The organism is Citrobacter sedlakii (genome assembly GCF_018128425.1).
GTDB lineage: Bacteria > Pseudomonadota > Gammaproteobacteria > Enterobacterales > Enterobacteriaceae > Citrobacter_A > Citrobacter_A sedlakii.
Genome location: NZ_CP071070.1, coordinates 561199 through 577106, shown reverse-complemented (window position 1 = coordinate 577106; position 15908 = coordinate 561199). Strand labels below are relative to the sequence as shown.

The following is a 15908-nucleotide window of genomic DNA, read 5'->3' as shown; positions in this document are numbered from 1 at the left end:
CGTAAAACACTCCCCTTTTGACGTGGTGAGGAGAAACAGTACATGGTACTGATGATCGTCAGCGGTCGTTCAGGGTCAGGTAAATCTGTCGCCCTGCGGGCGCTGGAAGATATGGGTTTTTACTGCGTGGATAACCTTCCCGTGGTGCTGTTGCCCGATCTGGCTCGCACGCTTGCCGAACGCCAGATCTCGGCAGCCGTCAGTATTGACGTGCGCAATATGCCTGAATCCCCGGAGATCTTCGAGCAGGCGATGAACAACCTGCCCGATGCGTTCTCACCGCAGTTGCTGTTCCTTGACGCCGATCGCAACACTCTGATTCGCCGTTACAGCGATACACGTCGTCTGCATCCTCTTTCCAGTAAAAACCTCTCCCTGGAAAGCGCGATCGATCAGGAAAGCGACCTGCTGGAGCCGCTACGCTCCCGCGCCGACCTGATTGTCGATACTTCAGAAATGTCGGTACATGAGCTGGCGGAAATGCTACGCACCCGATTACTGGGGAAACGCGAGCGCGAGCTGACGATGGTGTTTGAGTCCTTTGGCTTTAAGCACGGCATCCCGATTGATGCCGACTATGTTTTCGACGTGCGCTTTCTGCCAAACCCGCACTGGGACCCGAAGCTACGCCCCATGACCGGTCTCGACAAACCCGTTGCCGCTTTTCTCGACAGGCACACAGAAGTACACAATTTTATTTACCAGACGCGCAGCTATCTTGAGCTATGGTTACCGATGCTGGAAACCAACAACCGTAGCTATCTGACCGTAGCCATCGGCTGTACCGGCGGGAAGCACCGTTCGGTGTATATTGCAGAACAGCTGGCAGACTACTTCCGCTCGCGCGGTAAAAACGTACAGTCGCGCCATCGTACGCTGGAAAAACGCAAAACATGACCGTGAAGCAAACTGTGGAAGTCACCAACAAGCTGGGCATGCATGCCCGGCCTGCGATGAAGCTTTTCGAATTAATGCAGGGGTTTGACGCCGAAGTTCTGTTACGTAACGATGAAGGCACCGAAGCCGAAGCCAACAGCGTCATTGCGCTGCTGATGCTGGACTCGGCGAAAGGCCGCCAGATTGAAATTGAAGCCTCAGGCCCGCAGGAAGTCGAGGCGCTGGCGGCGGTGATCGCCTTGTTCAATTCAGGATTCGACGAAGACTAAGTCTCCGGTTGACCGCAATTAAGATCTTCACAGAAAACGCCGCCCGGCGTTTTTTTATTCTCACGCTCTCCGTTTGTACATTTTGTGCGCTTTTTTCTCTAAGAATAACCTTAAGAAAACCTTAAGGCCGCTCGTTTAGGTTTCATTTACTTTGGTTGTCCATACTGGATTATTGTCAGTAAATATTTCCAGGATACCCTCATGATTCGTCTATCCGATCAGACACCCCTGGGCACCGGACGACATCGTAAATGTTATGCGCATCCGGATGATGCCCGGCGCTGTATCAAGATTGTCTATAACGGCGGCCACGGCGGCGATAAAGAGACACAGCGCGAACTGAAATACTACGCGCGTCTCTCTCGCTATTTGCAGGACTGGAGCGGGATCCCGCGCTATTACGGCACGGTGGAGACCGACTGCGGTACAGGATATGTATACGATGTGATTGCCGATTACGATGGCAAACCGTCTGTGACGCTCACTGAATTTGCTAAACAGTGTCGTTACGAGGATGACGTTGCCGTTTTGCGTCAATTACTGAAGAAGCTGAAGCGCTATCTGCGTGACAACCATATCGTGACCATGACGCTGAAGCCGCAGAATATCCTCTGCCATCGCATCAGTGAATCCGAGGTGGTGCCCGTCGTGTGCGATAATATTGGTGAAGGAACGCTGATCCCGCTGGCCAGCTGGTCGAAATGGTTTTGCCAGCGCAAGCAGGAACGTTTGTGGCAGCGGTTTATTGCCCAACCGGCATTGGCATTGGCGCTGGAAAGAAGCGCGGCGCCAAAAGAGTCCGCAGGTCTGGCGCTCTCTTCCCGCGAGGCTTAAAACGTTTAATATAACGCGTTGCGGGTCATAAACGACTCGCCACCCAACTGCCGCATCTGACGCAGTATCCATGCCTGACGGCTACGGACATACCCGGACGGCGCGGCGGCATTATAGCGCAGCGGATTAGGCAACACAGCCGCGAGCAGCGCCGCTTCCGACTGCGTCAACCGGCTGGCGGGCTTGCCGAAATAGCGCTGTGCCGCGGCCTCCACGCCAAAAATTCCCTCGCCGAATTCGGCGATATTCAGATACACCGTCAGGATCCGCTTCTTACTCCAGACGGTCTCGACACCCAGCGTCAGACCCGCCTCCAGACCTTTACGCAGCCAGCTTCGCCCGTCCCATAAAAAGAGATTCTTGACCGTTTGCTGTGACAGCGTAGAGGCGCCGCGTATGCGGTTCTCGTTGCGCTCATTGTGCGACAGCGCTTTTTCAATCGCGGCGACGTCAAACCCCCAGTGCGCCGGGAAGTGCTGATCTTCAGCGGCAATCACCGCCAGCCCCATCCAGGGGGAGATTTCATTCATATTCACCCAGTCGGAATGGGCGACATAGCCGAAATCCCCCTGTAGCCACGCGCTAATCTGGCGCTCCGCCATAACCGCGGAAAACGGCACCCGCGCCACGCTGAACAGCGCAATGCCGCCGCCCCAGAACACCGCGAGCACCAGAATAATGCGCAGAACCAGACGCCGCAGAAACGCGGTGATGCCTTTTTTCATTCCGTCAGAACCAGCACGCGCGACACCAGTTTTTCAATGCCAGACGCTGCCTCGGCGATATTCTGCGCCAGCATATACGCCGGTGTAGTGACAATTTTATGATCTTCATCGACGACAATATCATCAACCGGGCATGGCACATGCTCTGCGCCCATATCTTCCAGTACTTCTGCGGTATCAATGTCGGTACCAATGGTCAACCGCAGCGGGAAGCCGAAGATTTTCGGCAGCATCGCCGGGGCGATACACATAAAGCCGAGCGGTTTCCCCGACTGATGCATGGCGACAGCCAGCGCCGCAAGATCTGCGTCAACCTGACATTCACGGCCCTGGCTGGCGAAGGTGCTCAAATTTTTAGCCGCGCCAAAGCCGCCAGGAACGATCAGCGCATCCAGTTCAGCAGAAACGGCTTGCGAAAGCGGGCGTATCTCACCACGCGTAATGCGGGCCGCCTCGATCAGCACATTGCGGGTTTCCGCCATCGACTCTCCCGTCACATGGTTAACCACATCGGCCTGGGGCTTATCCGGCGCAAAGCAAACGGCCTGCGCGCCGCTACGGGCAATCGCCAGCAAAGTCAGCACCGCTTCATGAATTTCCGCGCCGTCATAGACGCCGCATCCGCTGAGCACTACGCCAATTTTCTTCATGCAAAATGTCCTTTTCCCTTCGTATGAAGCGCATTAATAATTGTGATTACACTGCCGCGCTTCACACATTTAACTGATTCATGTAACAAAACATTTAAGATTTGCTATCTTATCTGCGTGCGGCCTGAAAATGAGCGCTGCGCCTTTTGAGATAATGAGTATAACTTACGGCGCAGCCACGATTTCCCTGGTGTTGGCGCAGTATTCGCGCACCCCGGTCAAGCCGGGGTCATTTTTTTCCGCCGTTCGCCGCCACCCAGGCTTTCAGCACCGCCACGTCGTGCTGCCACTCCTGCTTCATCTCTTCTATCCATTCGCCGACGTTATCCTCCCAGGCCGGGAGATCCGGAGACTGGATCTGCTGCCCCAACTGTTGCAAATGACGCAGACCGACAGAGCCAGCGGCGCCTTTGATTTTATGTCCTTCTTCCACCACGCCTTTTTTGTCGCGCGCCGTCAGATTGGACTCCAGCACGCTCAAATAGCCCGGCATCATCTTTTCAAACACGGCGAGGCCATCGGTAATCAGCTTCGGTCCCACCAGCTCGATATACTGTTCCAGCATCGGAATATCTAACAGCGCTTGTGATTTACTGCTTTCTTCAGGTGTCACCGTGCTCTCCTCCTCGTTTTGCGTGTCCCAGTACTTCTTGATCATCGCGGTTAATGCCGGAACCGACAGCGGCTTGCTCAACACGTCATCCATTCCGGCATCCAGATACTCTTGTTTATCTTTCAGAACGTTCGCGGTCAGCGCCACCAGCGGCGGCAGATCTTCACGCGAATAGCGTTTGGTCAGCTCACGGGAGATATCAAGACCGGTCATGTCCGGCAGTTGGATGTCAAGCAGCACCAGGTCATACTCGCCCGGCGTGAACATCTCCAGCGCCGCTTTGCCCGTCATTGCCACGTCTACGCTGTTACCGAGTTTTTCCAGCACCGAACGCGCCACGATGACGTTGAGTTCGATATCTTCCACCAGCAGCACATGCAGCGCCGGCAGCGGCAGATCGTCCTCTTCAAACGCGTCTTCCACTTCTTCCGCGACGGCGGGCGCATGCACGGTCAGCGTAAAGGTGGAACCTTTCCCCGGCTGGCTGGACACGGTGATATCGCCGCCCATGTTCTTCGCCAGACGACGGGAAACCGCCAGACCAATCCCGGTGCCGGTGGCCGGTTTACCGCCGTGGCTGTCTTTCACCTGATAATACATGGCGAAGATTTTATCCTGCTCATCCTGCGGAATACCGATGCCGGAGTCCTGCACCTCAAAATGCAGGATATCGCCTTCGTCATAGCGAACCCGCACCGTCACCTGACCCTGCTGGGTAAATTTCACCGCGTTGCTGATCAGATTCCACAGAATCTGGCGCAGACGCGTACCGTCGGTCACCACCTTATGCGGCAGCGGCAGCGTCGGCTCCAGCACAAAACGCAGCCCTTTCTGCTGCGCCTGCAGACCGGAGAGGTTCTCCAGGTCGGCCATAAAGCTGGTGAAATCCACGGGCTGATTATCAAGCTGGACTTTTCGCCGCTCCATCTTATCCATGTCAATGATATCATTGAAAATATTTCCAAGCGTCACGGCGGAAACATGGATCGTTTTCAGGTATTTTTCCTGCTCGGCGGTCAGGTCGGTGTCGAGCAGAATGCGGCTCAGGCCGACGATGCCGTTCAGCGGCGTACGAAGCTCATGGCTAATAGTGGAGATAAAGGTGGTTTTGTCGCGGCTGGCGCGCTCAAGGGCATCCTGGTAACGCTTCCGCTCGGTAATATCACGGCCAAAGCCCATCAGACCGTGGCGTTTACCCACGCGGTCGTAGTACGGCACTTTGCGGATTTCAAAACAGGCTTTCCGTCCGTCCGGGTAGTCCAGCCACTGTTCGTAGGTCAACGACACGTTATGGCGGAACACTTTTTCATCGGTTTCAATGACTTTTTCTGCCGCTTCCGGCGAATAAACATCAGCAGGCTTTAAGTGCACCAATTGCTTTTCACTTTTGCCGGTCAGCAATTCCATCGCCCGGTTACAGCCGGAAAATTCTTTATCTTCGTTGCGATAAAAAACCAGGTCCGGAGATGCATCAAGGAATGACCGCAGAAAAGAAGACTGTTGCTCAAGCTGAATTTGCGCTTCCTCGCGCTCTTTGATCTCCACTTTCAGCTGTTCAAAGGTCGACTGACGTTCAGCTTCCGCCTTTTCGCGATCGGCGATCTCCTGATTCAACTGCGCGATATTATCTTTTAACTGAACGTTGAGCTTAAGGTCGCGCTCGCGCATCTCCTCCAGCTTTTGCACCAGCCGGGAAAGCCGCTGGCGTGACTCCTCCAGTTGCTCGACCACCACCGACAGAAAATAGACGGCCCAGGGAGTGATTAATAAACCAAAGAAGATGGAGCGGATGACGTCAATCTGTTCGACCCGGCCATGCAGCACCATAGTGACCGCCATCTGCACGACAATTGCCAGCACAACGAGCGCTAACGCCAAAAGCAGCGAAAAGCGCACCAGACCCAATTTCATCATTAGATCAACATAGTACTGCGCCAGCATACGAATTTGCTTCATCAGGAATTTCCTTTACGACAACCTGGCACAATAATACTCAATTCTGGGCGTGACGTTGAAGAATGTGCAAGAAATGCGAGCGCCCGTCATAGATCAGGCGTCGGGCGAAATCCAGGGGCGTCCAAGCGCCGACCCCTGAACGCCGTGTTCGTTAAGATAGCGATCCAACTCGACCATTCCGGTCCAGCGATTTTCACACCACAGCGGCGCCAACAGCGTCGGACGACGGGCGCTGGCGGAGATACGATGGTAAATCACTTCCGGCGGCGTATGGCGGATCATCTCTCCTGCCGTCAAGGTATAATCGTCCAGCGCAATGCCGGTCAGCCGCCCCGCTTCCCAGGCCTTCGCCATAATGCTGCCCGTGACAATATGCAGCGGGTGCAGCTTAATGCCATCCACCCCCGTCTCCACCACCCGCGCCAGCGTTTGCAGGCATTCACGCTGGCCTTCGCCCGGCAAGCCGACGATAAGATGCGCGCACACCTTCAGTCCGCGCTCGCGCGCCAGCCGGGTGGTGCGCTGGTAGCAGGCGAAATCGTGACCCCGATTAATACGATGCAGGGTTTTATCATGCGCGGTCTGTAACCCAAGCTCCAGCCACACTTCGTAGCCCTGGTCTTTATACTCACAGAGCAGATCGAGCACCGCATCCGGCACGCAGTCGGGACGCGTGCCGACGCACAGGCCGACCATGTTGGCCTGGCTTATCGCCTGCTGATACATCGCGCGCAACACCTGCACTTCGGCGAAGGTGCTGGTATAAGCCTGGAAATAAGCCAGATAGCGTTTGGCGCGATTGACCCGATGCGCCTGATGGGCAAGCTGTTCGGCGATCGATCGATGCTGCTGGGCTTCATCGGCAAAAGAGGCGACGTTACAGAAAGTGCAGCCGCCACGACCGATGGTGCCGTCACGGTTAGGGCAGCTAAACCCGCCGTGCAGCGTCAGTTTATGAACCTTTTGTCCATAACGACGCGAAAGATCCCCACCAAACATATTGACTAATTTCTGTAACTGCATAATCTGATAGACCGCCTCTTAAAAAGAGGCCAAAGCCTGCCATTTTTAGCCCCGTTCGGCGATGACCTGGATCAATCGCCACGGCGGGCTTTTATCAATTGCATATCCAGTCAAAATAAACGCTATTTCATTCATAAGCTGTTCAATTATTTTTCCTTATCTCCTTCCATTTTTTTTATCTTCTGACGCCGATTGCGCAAAAACAGTATGATGAATTGCCTTCACAGTGACAACCAGCACAAAACACTGCATCTCACGGGGAATCAAGCTGAGATAAGGGTTCACAGAGGGATATGACAGTGAGACAGATCACACTCCGCATCCCGTCTCTCCCACGTTAAAGCAATGTAAAAATGTCAGTAATTCCAGTAATTTCATTCAGATACATGCTGCGTAGCACATTTTGGCATAAATAAGCTTGCCATTTGACCTGTGTGTAGATTCCCGATAAGTTGGAAATCCGCTGGAAGCTTTCTGGATGAGCGCTGCGCTCATCATATTTATGCAGTAATTGAGATTCCCTCTGACAGCAAGTCCTCAAACTTGTTTGACCTACGCGAAAAGGATAAAGAGGGCGAATGCGAGGTAAGCGTAAGATGCGCAAACCCCGTCGCCATGCTCTTGGTGTGCCCGCGCGCAAACGGTGTCGGAAGGGGATCCCGCAGAGCCTGGGGAGGTTCACTGATATGTTGTACGATAAATCCCTTGAGAAGGATAACTGTGGTTTTGGCCTGATCGCCCACATAGAAGGCGAACCTAGCCACAAGGTAGTGCGTACCGCAATCCACGCACTGGCCCGAATGCAGCACCGTGGCGCGATCCTCGCCGATGGTAAAACCGGCGACGGTTGCGGCTTGCTATTACAAAAACCGGACCGCTTTTTTCGTATCGTTGCCGAAGAGCGCGGCTGGCGCTTAGCCAAAAACTACGCCGTCGGGATGATCTTTTTAAATAAAGATCCGGATCTGGCCGCCGCCTCTCGCCGTATTGTTGAAGAAGAGCTGCAGCAGGAAACCCTGTCAATTGTCGGCTGGCGTGATGTGCCAACCAACGAAGGCGTTCTCGGTGAAATTGCCCTCTCCTCTCTGCCGCGCATTGAGCAAATTTTTGTCAACGCCCCTGCAGGCTGGCGTCCGCGCGATATGGAACGCCGCCTGTTCATCGCCCGCCGCCGCATTGAAAAGCGTTTGCAGGACGACAAAGACTTCTACGTCTGTAGCCTGTCGAACCTGGTCAACATCTATAAAGGTCTGTGTATGCCGGCGGATCTGCCGCGCTTCTACCTGGACCTGGCGGATTTGCGTCTGGAGTCGGCCATCTGCCTGTTCCATCAGCGCTTCTCCACCAACACCGTACCGCGCTGGCCGCTGGCGCAGCCGTTCCGCTATCTGGCGCATAACGGCGAGATCAACACCATCACCGGTAACCGTCAGTGGGCGCGCGCCCGTACCTATAAATTCCAGACGCCGCTGATCCCGGACCTGCACGACGCCGCGCCGTTTGTTAACGAAACCGGCTCCGACTCCAGCTCCATGGATAACATGCTGGAGCTGCTGCTGGCCGGCGGGATGGATATCGTTCGCGCGATGCGCCTGCTGGTGCCGCCAGCCTGGCAGAACAACCCCGATATGGACCCCGAGCTGCGCGCCTTCTTCGACTTTAACTCCATGCACATGGAGCCCTGGGACGGCCCGGCGGGGATCGTCATGTCCGACGGTCGCTTCGCTGCCTGTAACCTCGATCGTAATGGTCTGCGTCCGGCGCGCTACGTCATCACCAAAGACAAACTGATCACCTGCGCCTCGGAAGTCGGCATCTGGGATTACCAGCCTGACGAAGTGGTGGAAAAAGGCCGCGTTGGGCCTGGCGAACTGATGGTAATCGACACCCGCGGCGGCCGTATTCTGCATTCCGCCGAAACCGACGACGATCTGAAAAGCCGCCACCCGTATAAAGAGTGGATGGAGAAAAACGTTCGCCGCCTGGTACCGTTTGAAGAGCTGGCTGACGATCAGGTGGGAAGCCGCGAACTGGACGACGACGCGCTCGCCAGCTACCAGAAACAATTTAACTACAGCGCGGAAGAGGTGGACTCCGTCATCCGTGTGCTGGGCGAAAACGGCCAGGAAGCGGTCGGCTCTATGGGTGATGACACCCCGTTTGCCGTGCTCTCCAGCCAGCCGCGCATTATTTACGACTACTTCCGCCAACAGTTTGCGCAGGTAACCAACCCGCCAATCGATCCGCTGCGCGAAGCTCACGTCATGTCGCTGGCCACCAGCATTGGTCGCGAAATGAACGTCTTCTGCGAAGCGGAAGGCCAGGCGCATCGTCTGAGCTTTAAATCGCCGATCCTGTTGTACTCTGACTTTAAACAGTTGACGACGATGAAAGAGGAACATTATCGCGCCGACTGGCTTGATATCACCTTCGACGCCACGCAGACCACGCTGGAAGAGACCGTGAAAACGCTCTGCGACACCGCCGAACAGATGGTGCGTAATGGTACCGTCCTGCTGGTGCTTTCCGACCGCAACATTGGCAAGAACCGCCTGCCGGTGCCCGCGCCGATGGCCGTGGGCGCGGTACAGACGCGTCTGGTGGAACAAAGCCTGCGCTGCGACGCGAACATCATCGTTGAAACCGCCAGCGCCCGTGACCCGCATCATTTTGCGGTGCTGCTCGGCTTCGGCGCGACCGCCATCTATCCCTATCTGGCATACGAAACGCTGGGCCGTCTGATCGACACCCAGGCGATTGCCAAAGACTACCGCACCGTGATGCTGAACTACCGTAACGGCATCAACAAAGGGCTGTACAAGATCATGTCCAAAATGGGCATATCAACCATCGCCTCTTACCGCTGCTCGAAGCTGTTTGAAGCGGTCGGCCTGCATGACGACGTGGTGAACCTGTGCTTCCAGGGCGTGGTGAGTCGCATCGGCGGGGCGGGCTTCGCCGACTTCCAGCAGGATCTGCTGAATCTCTCCAAACGCGCCTGGCTGGCGCGCAAACCAATCGCCCAGGGCGGCCTGCTGAAGTATGTGCACGGCGGCGAATACCACGCCTATAACCCGGACGTGGTGCGTACCCTGCAACAGGCGGTACAAAGCGGCGAGTACAGCGACTATCAGGAATACGCGAAGCTGGTCAACGAACGTCCCGCCACGACGCTGCGCGATCTGCTGGCTATCACTCCGGGTGACGACGCCGTGAGTATTGACGACGTTGAACCGGCCAGCGAACTGTTCAAGCGTTTCGACACGGCGGCAATGTCCATCGGCGCGCTGAGTCCCGAAGCCCACGAAGCGCTGGCGGAAGCCATGAACAGCCTCGGCGGGAACTCCAACTCCGGCGAAGGCGGTGAAGACCCGGCGCGCTACGGCACCAATAAAGTGTCGCGTATCAAGCAGGTGGCATCCGGTCGCTTTGGCGTAACGCCAGCGTATCTGGTCAATGCCGATGTTATCCAGATCAAGGTCGCGCAGGGCGCGAAGCCGGGCGAAGGCGGCCAGTTGCCGGGTGATAAAGTCACCCCATACATCGCCAAACTGCGCTACTCGGTACCGGGCGTGACGCTGATCTCCCCGCCGCCGCACCACGATATTTACTCTATCGAGGATTTAGCGCAGCTGATTTTCGACCTGAAGCAGGTTAACCCGAAAGCGATGATCTCCGTGAAGCTGGTTTCCGAGCCGGGCGTCGGCACCATTGCGACCGGCGTGGCGAAAGCCTATGCCGATCTGATCACCATCGCTGGCTACGACGGTGGTACTGGCGCCAGCCCGCTCTCCTCGGTGAAATACGCGGGCTGTCCGTGGGAGCTGGGTCTGGTGGAAACCCAGCAGGCGCTGGTGGCAAACGGTCTGCGTCATAAGATCCGCTTGCAGGTGGACGGTGGCCTGAAAACCGGCGTTGATATTATCAAAGCCGCGATTCTGGGCGCGGAAAGCTTCGGCTTCGGTACCGGCCCGATGGTGGCGTTGGGCTGTAAATACCTGCGTATTTGTCACCTGAATAACTGCGCGACGGGCGTCGCAACGCAGGATGACAAACTGCGTAAGAACCACTATCACGGACTGCCGTTCAAAGTGACCAACTACTTTGAGTTTATCGCCCGTGAAACCCGCGAGCTGATGGCGCAGTTGGGCGTCACCCGCCTGGTGGATCTGATTGGCCGTACCGACCTGCTGAAAGAGCTGGAAGGCTTTACCGCCAAACAGCAGAAACTGGCCCTGTCCCGTCTGCTGGAAACCGCCGAGCCTCATCCAGGCAAAGCGCTGTACTGCACGGAAAACAACCCGCCGTTCGATAACGGCGTGCTGAACGCGCAATTGTTACAACAGGCGAAACCGTACGTTGACGAACGTCAGAGCAAAACCTTCTGGTTTGACATTCGCAATACCGACCGTTCCGTTGGCGCGTCGCTGTCGGGCTATATCGCCCAGACGCATGGCGATCAGGGGCTGGCGTCTGATCCGATCAAAGCGCACTTTAACGGCACCGCGGGCCAGAGCTTCGGCGTCTGGAACGCCGGCGGCGTTGAGTTATACCTGACCGGCGATGCTAACGACTATGTCGGTAAAGGCATGGCGGGGGGGCTGCTGGCGGTACGTCCACCGGTCGGTTCAGCTTTCCGCAGTCATGAGGCGAGCATTATTGGTAACACCTGCCTGTACGGCGCGACCGGCGGTCGCCTGTACGCCGCAGGCCGCGCAGGTGAACGTTTTGCGGTGCGTAACTCCGGGGCAATCACCGTCGTGGAAGGCATTGGCGACAACGGCTGCGAATACATGACCGGCGGTATTGTCTGCATTCTCGGCAAAACCGGCGTGAACTTCGGCGCAGGCATGACGGGCGGTTTTGCTTACGTGCTGGATGAAGACGGTGAGTTCCGCAAACGCGTGAATCCGGAATTAGTGGAAGTGCTGAGCGTTGACGATTTGGCGATTCACGAGGAGCATTTGCGTGGATTGATTACCGAACATGTGCAGCATACCGGATCGCAGCGTGGCGAAGAAATTCTGGCGAACTGGTCAGCTTTTGCCACGAAGTTCGCGCTGGTGAAGCCGAAATCCAGTGATGTGAAAGCCCTGTTGGGTCACCGTAGTCGTAGCGCAGCCGAGCTGCGCGTGCAGGCGCAGTAAGAGGGTCTGGTCATGAGTCAAAACGTATATCAATTTATCGACCTGCAGCGCGTTGATCCGCCGAAGAAGCCGCTGAAAATTCGCAAAATCGAGTTCGTCGAAATCTACGAGCCGTTTTCTGAAGGTCAGGCCAAAGCACAGGCAGACCGCTGCCTGTCCTGCGGCAACCCGTACTGCGAGTGGAAGTGTCCGGTACATAACTACATCCCGAACTGGCTGAAACTGGCCAACGAAGGGCGTATTTTCGAGGCCGCCGAGCTGTCTCACCAGACCAACACCCTGCCGGAAGTGTGCGGTCGCGTCTGCCCTCAGGATCGCCTGTGCGAAGGATCCTGTACGCTGAACGACGAGTTTGGCGCGGTGACTATCGGCAATATCGAGCGCTATATCAACGATAAAGCGTTCGAGATGGGCTGGCGTCCGGATATGACCGGGGTACGTCAGACCGACAAACGCGTGGCGATTATCGGCGCCGGTCCTGCCGGGCTGGCCTGCGCCGACGTGCTGACCCGCAACGGCGTAAAGGCGGTGGTCTTTGATCGTCATCCGGAGATCGGCGGCCTGCTGACCTTCGGCATCCCGGCGTTTAAGCTGGAAAAAGAGGTGATGACCCGTCGCCGCGAAATCTTCACCGGCATGGGCATTGAGTTCAAACTCAACGTGGAAGTGGGTCGTGACATACAGCTCGACGACCTGCTGAAGGATTACGATGCGGTGTTCCTCGGCGTCGGCACTTATCAGTCCATGCGCGGCGGGCTGGAAAACGAAGACGCCGATGGCGTGTTTGACGCGCTGCCGTTCCTGATCGCCAACACCAGGCAGATCATGGGCTTTGGCGAAACCACCGACGCGCCGTTCATCAGTATGGAAGGCAAGCGCGTGGTCGTGCTGGGCGGTGGCGATACGGCGATGGACTGTGTGCGTACCTCTGTTCGTCAGGGCGCGACGCACGTCACCTGCGCCTATCGCCGCGACGAAGAAAACATGCCGGGTTCAAAACGCGAAGTGAAAAACGCGCGTGAAGAAGGCGTCGAGTTTCAGTTCAACGTGCAGCCGCTGGGTATTGAAGTCAACGCCAACGGCAAGGTGTGCGGCGTGAAAATGGCGCGCACCGAAATGGGCGCGCCGGATGCGAAAGGCCGTCGTCGCGCGGAGATCGTCGCCGGTTCAGAACACGTGGTCCCGGCTGACGCCGTCGTGATGGCGTTTGGTTTCCGTCCGCACAGCATGGAATGGTTGAAAGCGCACAGCGTCGAGCTGGACTCACAGGGCCGTATTATCGCTCCGGAAAGCAGCGATAACGCGTTCCAGACCAGCAATCCGAAAATCTTCGCCGGTGGCGACATCGTACGCGGTTCAGATCTGGTGGTCACCGCCATTGCCGAAGGCCGTAAAGCGGCTGACGGGATCATGAACTACCTGGAAGTTTAATCACCACCGCCCCCATCCGGAAGATAAGTCAGGGATGGGGGCTATCTGCAAGCCTGTACAGCGGAAAACGTCTTATAGCTGTTCAAGAATATACTGGAAATTACAGGTTGCTTTTACCATTCCCGTGCCTATATTTTTGGTGTTCACCGAAACAGTAATATCGTGCAAGGCTTTATCTGTTAGCGCAAAGGGCGAGGCTCTGCTTTGGACATGATTGTCATCGCATCCCAGTACACTCAACGTCACTCCTGTCCCCACAAAACGGCAGTACGCGCCGCGCGAATCATACTTGCTTTTATCGCATAGCGAACCGCTCTCCATTAAATAGGTTTGCAGCGAGGAGGTCACCGTCCCGCCTGTAGCATCAACAGCGAGAACGGTCTCATGCTTTACGATGTTGGGATCCCAGGAAATATCAAATGTGTCCACCGGTACTGTCGGGCATACCGAGTCGCGGGTCACTGGTCCCGTATAAAAGTTGCCACTCAAACGCATTGTCGATGTCGCCGATATTGTCGCTATCCATGGACAGCCATAGTTATCCGATTCAACCTCAACGCTGATGACGAGTTGACCACATTGCCATTTAGAGGTATCTATGCCGGGACAGCTTGAGTTCGATGCCGATGCAAAATCGACTATCGTCAGGACGGGCGCCTTTCCCGTACCCGACCAGGATGTTGCTGGAATGACTGCGCCTTTATGTGACACATAGGGAATTTTATAAGCCCCATAGGTAACCCCCTGAGGCGTGGCAACAGTAACATTTAACGTCGTCGGTCCACTATCAATTGTCCGATTACGCCCGTAGTAGATCGTTTCACTATTAAATTTTGAGTTCGCCAACTGATCCCCAGCCGCAGTCGCGGAAGGGGAAAATAAAGGTAAGCAAAGAAAAAATACGCTGATGCAGATAAATTGTTTCATCGTTATAAGTACTCAAAAGCAACGAGAGTTGTCGCACTGAAGGTTCCAGGCGTTATCTCCTGGCCTTCCACCGCCTGAATCCAGGCATTAAAATTCAATGTATTCAGCCCATCGCTCAGCATAAATTCATTTCCTGAAGCGCCGTTGATCTTCACCTGTGCGCCGTCTTCAGTCTCAATGCCGATGCCAATGCCGCTGGCGTCGGCGCCCCCTTCCAGCGCCAGAAAGCCGCTCATGCCGCTGACTTCCATACCGGAAAAACGCACGGAAACAGACTTGCTTGTCACTGTATTGCAGTCTTTAAGCTGTAAGCTGAACGCGACAGGCTTCGATCTCCCGCGGGTAGCCAGCTCTGGCGCGCTCAATGAGGGAAAAAGGACTTCTGTAAGCGTATTGCCGTTGACCACCAACGAGCAGGGCGATGACAGCAACCGACCGGTAAAATGAATTTTCGTCTCTGCGTTCACCGTCTGTCCCAATATTCCCCACAGCGCCAGCAAGCAGAGCGCATCTTTCACGACGCTCATTGATACTCCACCTTTATCGTTGCCCATGCCTCAAAGGAACCGTCCTTTAAGCTTGCCCCGCTCTTTTTCACCGGCACCGCTTCCAGCAACGGGAAAGTCAGTTCCTCAACCGACAGCACATCATTAATGGTGAAGGGTTGACCATTCTGTTTGATTTCGACACCCAGACCATCAACATCTGTTTCAATTGCCGCAGGATTAAAATCGCTGATCGCCCCACCGATGGTTAACGTCATTTGGTGGTTCCTGCCGGGATAGTTGCAATAAACATTAAGTCCAATCAGCGTCGTATAGTTGACGCCATCGATCTTCTCAATGGCGACATCACCGAAGCCGATCTCTATTGTCTCTTCATTGTTAACTGTGCATGTGGGTGGCGCGATCAGCGTCCCGCTGAATTGCAGGTTTTCCGCCGCCGACAGCGTAAAGCTGCTTAGCAGGAAGCCCAGGAGTATTTTTTTCATTGATAATCCACCACTAACGTTGCGGCCGCGCTGAATTCCTGTGCCTGAAGTTCGCTACCGCTCGCCTTAACCAACGCGGCCTCCAGCGGTATGCCGGACGTGGAAGCGTAGGTAAAATTCAGCCAGTTGCTGTTATCAAGGGGGACCAGCGTTCCGTCGCTGGCCGTCTGGATACGAATACCCAGCCCGCTGGCGCTGGTCTTTAATACCGACTCACCGTTTATCGTCACGGGTGCGCCCTGGATCTGCAATTTCAGGTAATCGGATACCCTTCCGTTACAGTTCAATGAGTACTTAACCGGCTGGATATACTCCGCCTTCCCCACTTCGGTCGTCAGCACGTCGCCAAACGTAACCGACCCGCCCGTGACGGTGCAGGGCGGAGCCGCGTTCACCAGCACGATCAATTTCATATTGACCGTTTTACTTTTCGCATTAACCGGGG

The 15908-nt window shown here is 55.7% G+C and carries 13 protein-coding genes; 5 read left to right on the top strand and 8 right to left on the bottom strand.

Going from position 1 to position 15908, the window contains the following annotated elements:
* Window positions 1-42 precede the first annotated feature (42 nt).
* The 3 genes from rapZ to yrbL all read left to right on the top strand — a co-directional run bounded on the left by rapZ (window position 43) and on the right by yrbL (window position 2000).
* Window positions 43-897 carry an RNase adapter RapZ gene (gene rapZ, locus JY391_RS02790; protein WP_042291907.1) on the top strand — a complete coding sequence of 285 codons (855 nt, stop codon included), beginning with the start codon at window positions 43-45 and terminating at the stop codon, window positions 895-897.
* Window positions 894-1166: a PTS phosphocarrier protein NPr gene (gene npr / locus JY391_RS02785; protein WP_042291909.1), complete on the top strand. Its 273-nt coding sequence runs from the start codon at window positions 894-896 to the stop codon at window positions 1164-1166. The genes rapZ and npr overlap by 4 nt, the downstream gene beginning before the upstream one ends.
* Window positions 1167-1367: 201 nt before the next feature.
* Entirely contained in the window at window positions 1368-2000 is a 633-nt protein-coding gene (yrbL, locus tag JY391_RS02780) for a PhoP regulatory network protein YrbL (protein ID WP_042291913.1), read from the top strand.
* Between the two features lie 5 nt (window positions 2001-2005).
* On the opposite strand, the gene mtgA is transcribed toward yrbL, so the two are convergent.
* The 4 genes from mtgA to mnmL all read right to left on the bottom strand — a co-directional run bounded on the left by mtgA (window position 2006) and on the right by mnmL (window position 6967).
* The gene (mtgA, locus tag JY391_RS02775) at window positions 2006-2725 is read right to left on the bottom strand and encodes a monofunctional biosynthetic peptidoglycan transglycosylase (protein ID WP_211935195.1); all 720 of its coding nucleotides are present in this window, start codon (window positions 2723-2725) and stop codon (window positions 2006-2008) included.
* Window positions 2722-3375: an isoprenoid biosynthesis glyoxalase ElbB gene (elbB, locus tag JY391_RS02770; RefSeq protein WP_042291918.1), complete on the bottom strand. Its 654-nt coding sequence runs from the start codon at window positions 3373-3375 to the stop codon at window positions 2722-2724. Before elbB ends, mtgA begins: the two co-directional genes overlap by 4 nt.
* A 229-nt stretch (window positions 3376-3604) precedes the next feature.
* On the bottom strand, window positions 3605-5944 hold the full coding sequence (arcB, locus tag JY391_RS02765) for an aerobic respiration two-component sensor histidine kinase ArcB (protein WP_042291921.1): 2340 nt from the start codon (window positions 5942-5944) through the stop codon (window positions 3605-3607).
* A 93-nt stretch (window positions 5945-6037) separates the two neighbouring features.
* Window positions 6038-6967, bottom strand: a complete 930-nt coding sequence (gene mnmL / locus JY391_RS02760; RefSeq protein ID WP_199957656.1) for a tRNA modification radical SAM protein MnmL/YtqA — start codon at window positions 6965-6967, stop codon at window positions 6038-6040.
* 686 nt (window positions 6968-7653) lie between these two features.
* Between mnmL and gltB the strand changes: the two genes are divergently transcribed.
* A complete protein-coding gene (gltB, locus tag JY391_RS02755; RefSeq protein WP_211935194.1) occupies window positions 7654-12114 on the top strand; it encodes a glutamate synthase large subunit in 4461 nt (1486 codons plus the stop codon).
* 12 nt (window positions 12115-12126) lie between these two features.
* The gene (gene gltD / locus JY391_RS02750) at window positions 12127-13545 is read left to right on the top strand and encodes a glutamate synthase subunit GltD (RefSeq protein WP_060571057.1); all 1419 of its coding nucleotides are present in this window, start codon (window positions 12127-12129) and stop codon (window positions 13543-13545) included.
* Window positions 13546-13617: 72 nt separating this feature from the next.
* On the opposite strand, the gene JY391_RS02745 is transcribed toward gltD, so the two are convergent.
* The 4 genes from JY391_RS02745 to JY391_RS02730 are packed head-to-tail and all read right to left on the bottom strand — an operon-like array spanning window position 13618 to window position 15876.
* Window positions 13618-14472 (bottom strand): StfH/YfcO family fimbrial adhesin, encoded by an 855-nt coding sequence (locus JY391_RS02745; protein ID WP_211935193.1) that lies wholly within the window; start codon window positions 14470-14472, stop codon window positions 13618-13620.
* A gap of 2 nt (window positions 14473-14474) precedes the next feature.
* Window positions 14475-14999 (bottom strand): fimbrial protein, encoded by a 525-nt coding sequence (locus tag JY391_RS02740; RefSeq protein WP_211935192.1) that lies wholly within the window; start codon window positions 14997-14999, stop codon window positions 14475-14477.
* A complete protein-coding gene (locus JY391_RS02735; protein ID WP_211935191.1) occupies window positions 14996-15463 on the bottom strand; it encodes a fimbrial protein in 468 nt (155 codons plus the stop codon). Before JY391_RS02735 ends, JY391_RS02740 begins: the two co-directional genes overlap by 4 nt.
* Window positions 15460-15876 (bottom strand): fimbrial protein, encoded by a 417-nt coding sequence (locus tag JY391_RS02730; RefSeq protein WP_060571098.1) that lies wholly within the window; start codon window positions 15874-15876, stop codon window positions 15460-15462. The genes JY391_RS02735 and JY391_RS02730 overlap by 4 nt, the downstream gene beginning before the upstream one ends.
* Window positions 15877-15908 lie beyond the last annotated feature (32 nt).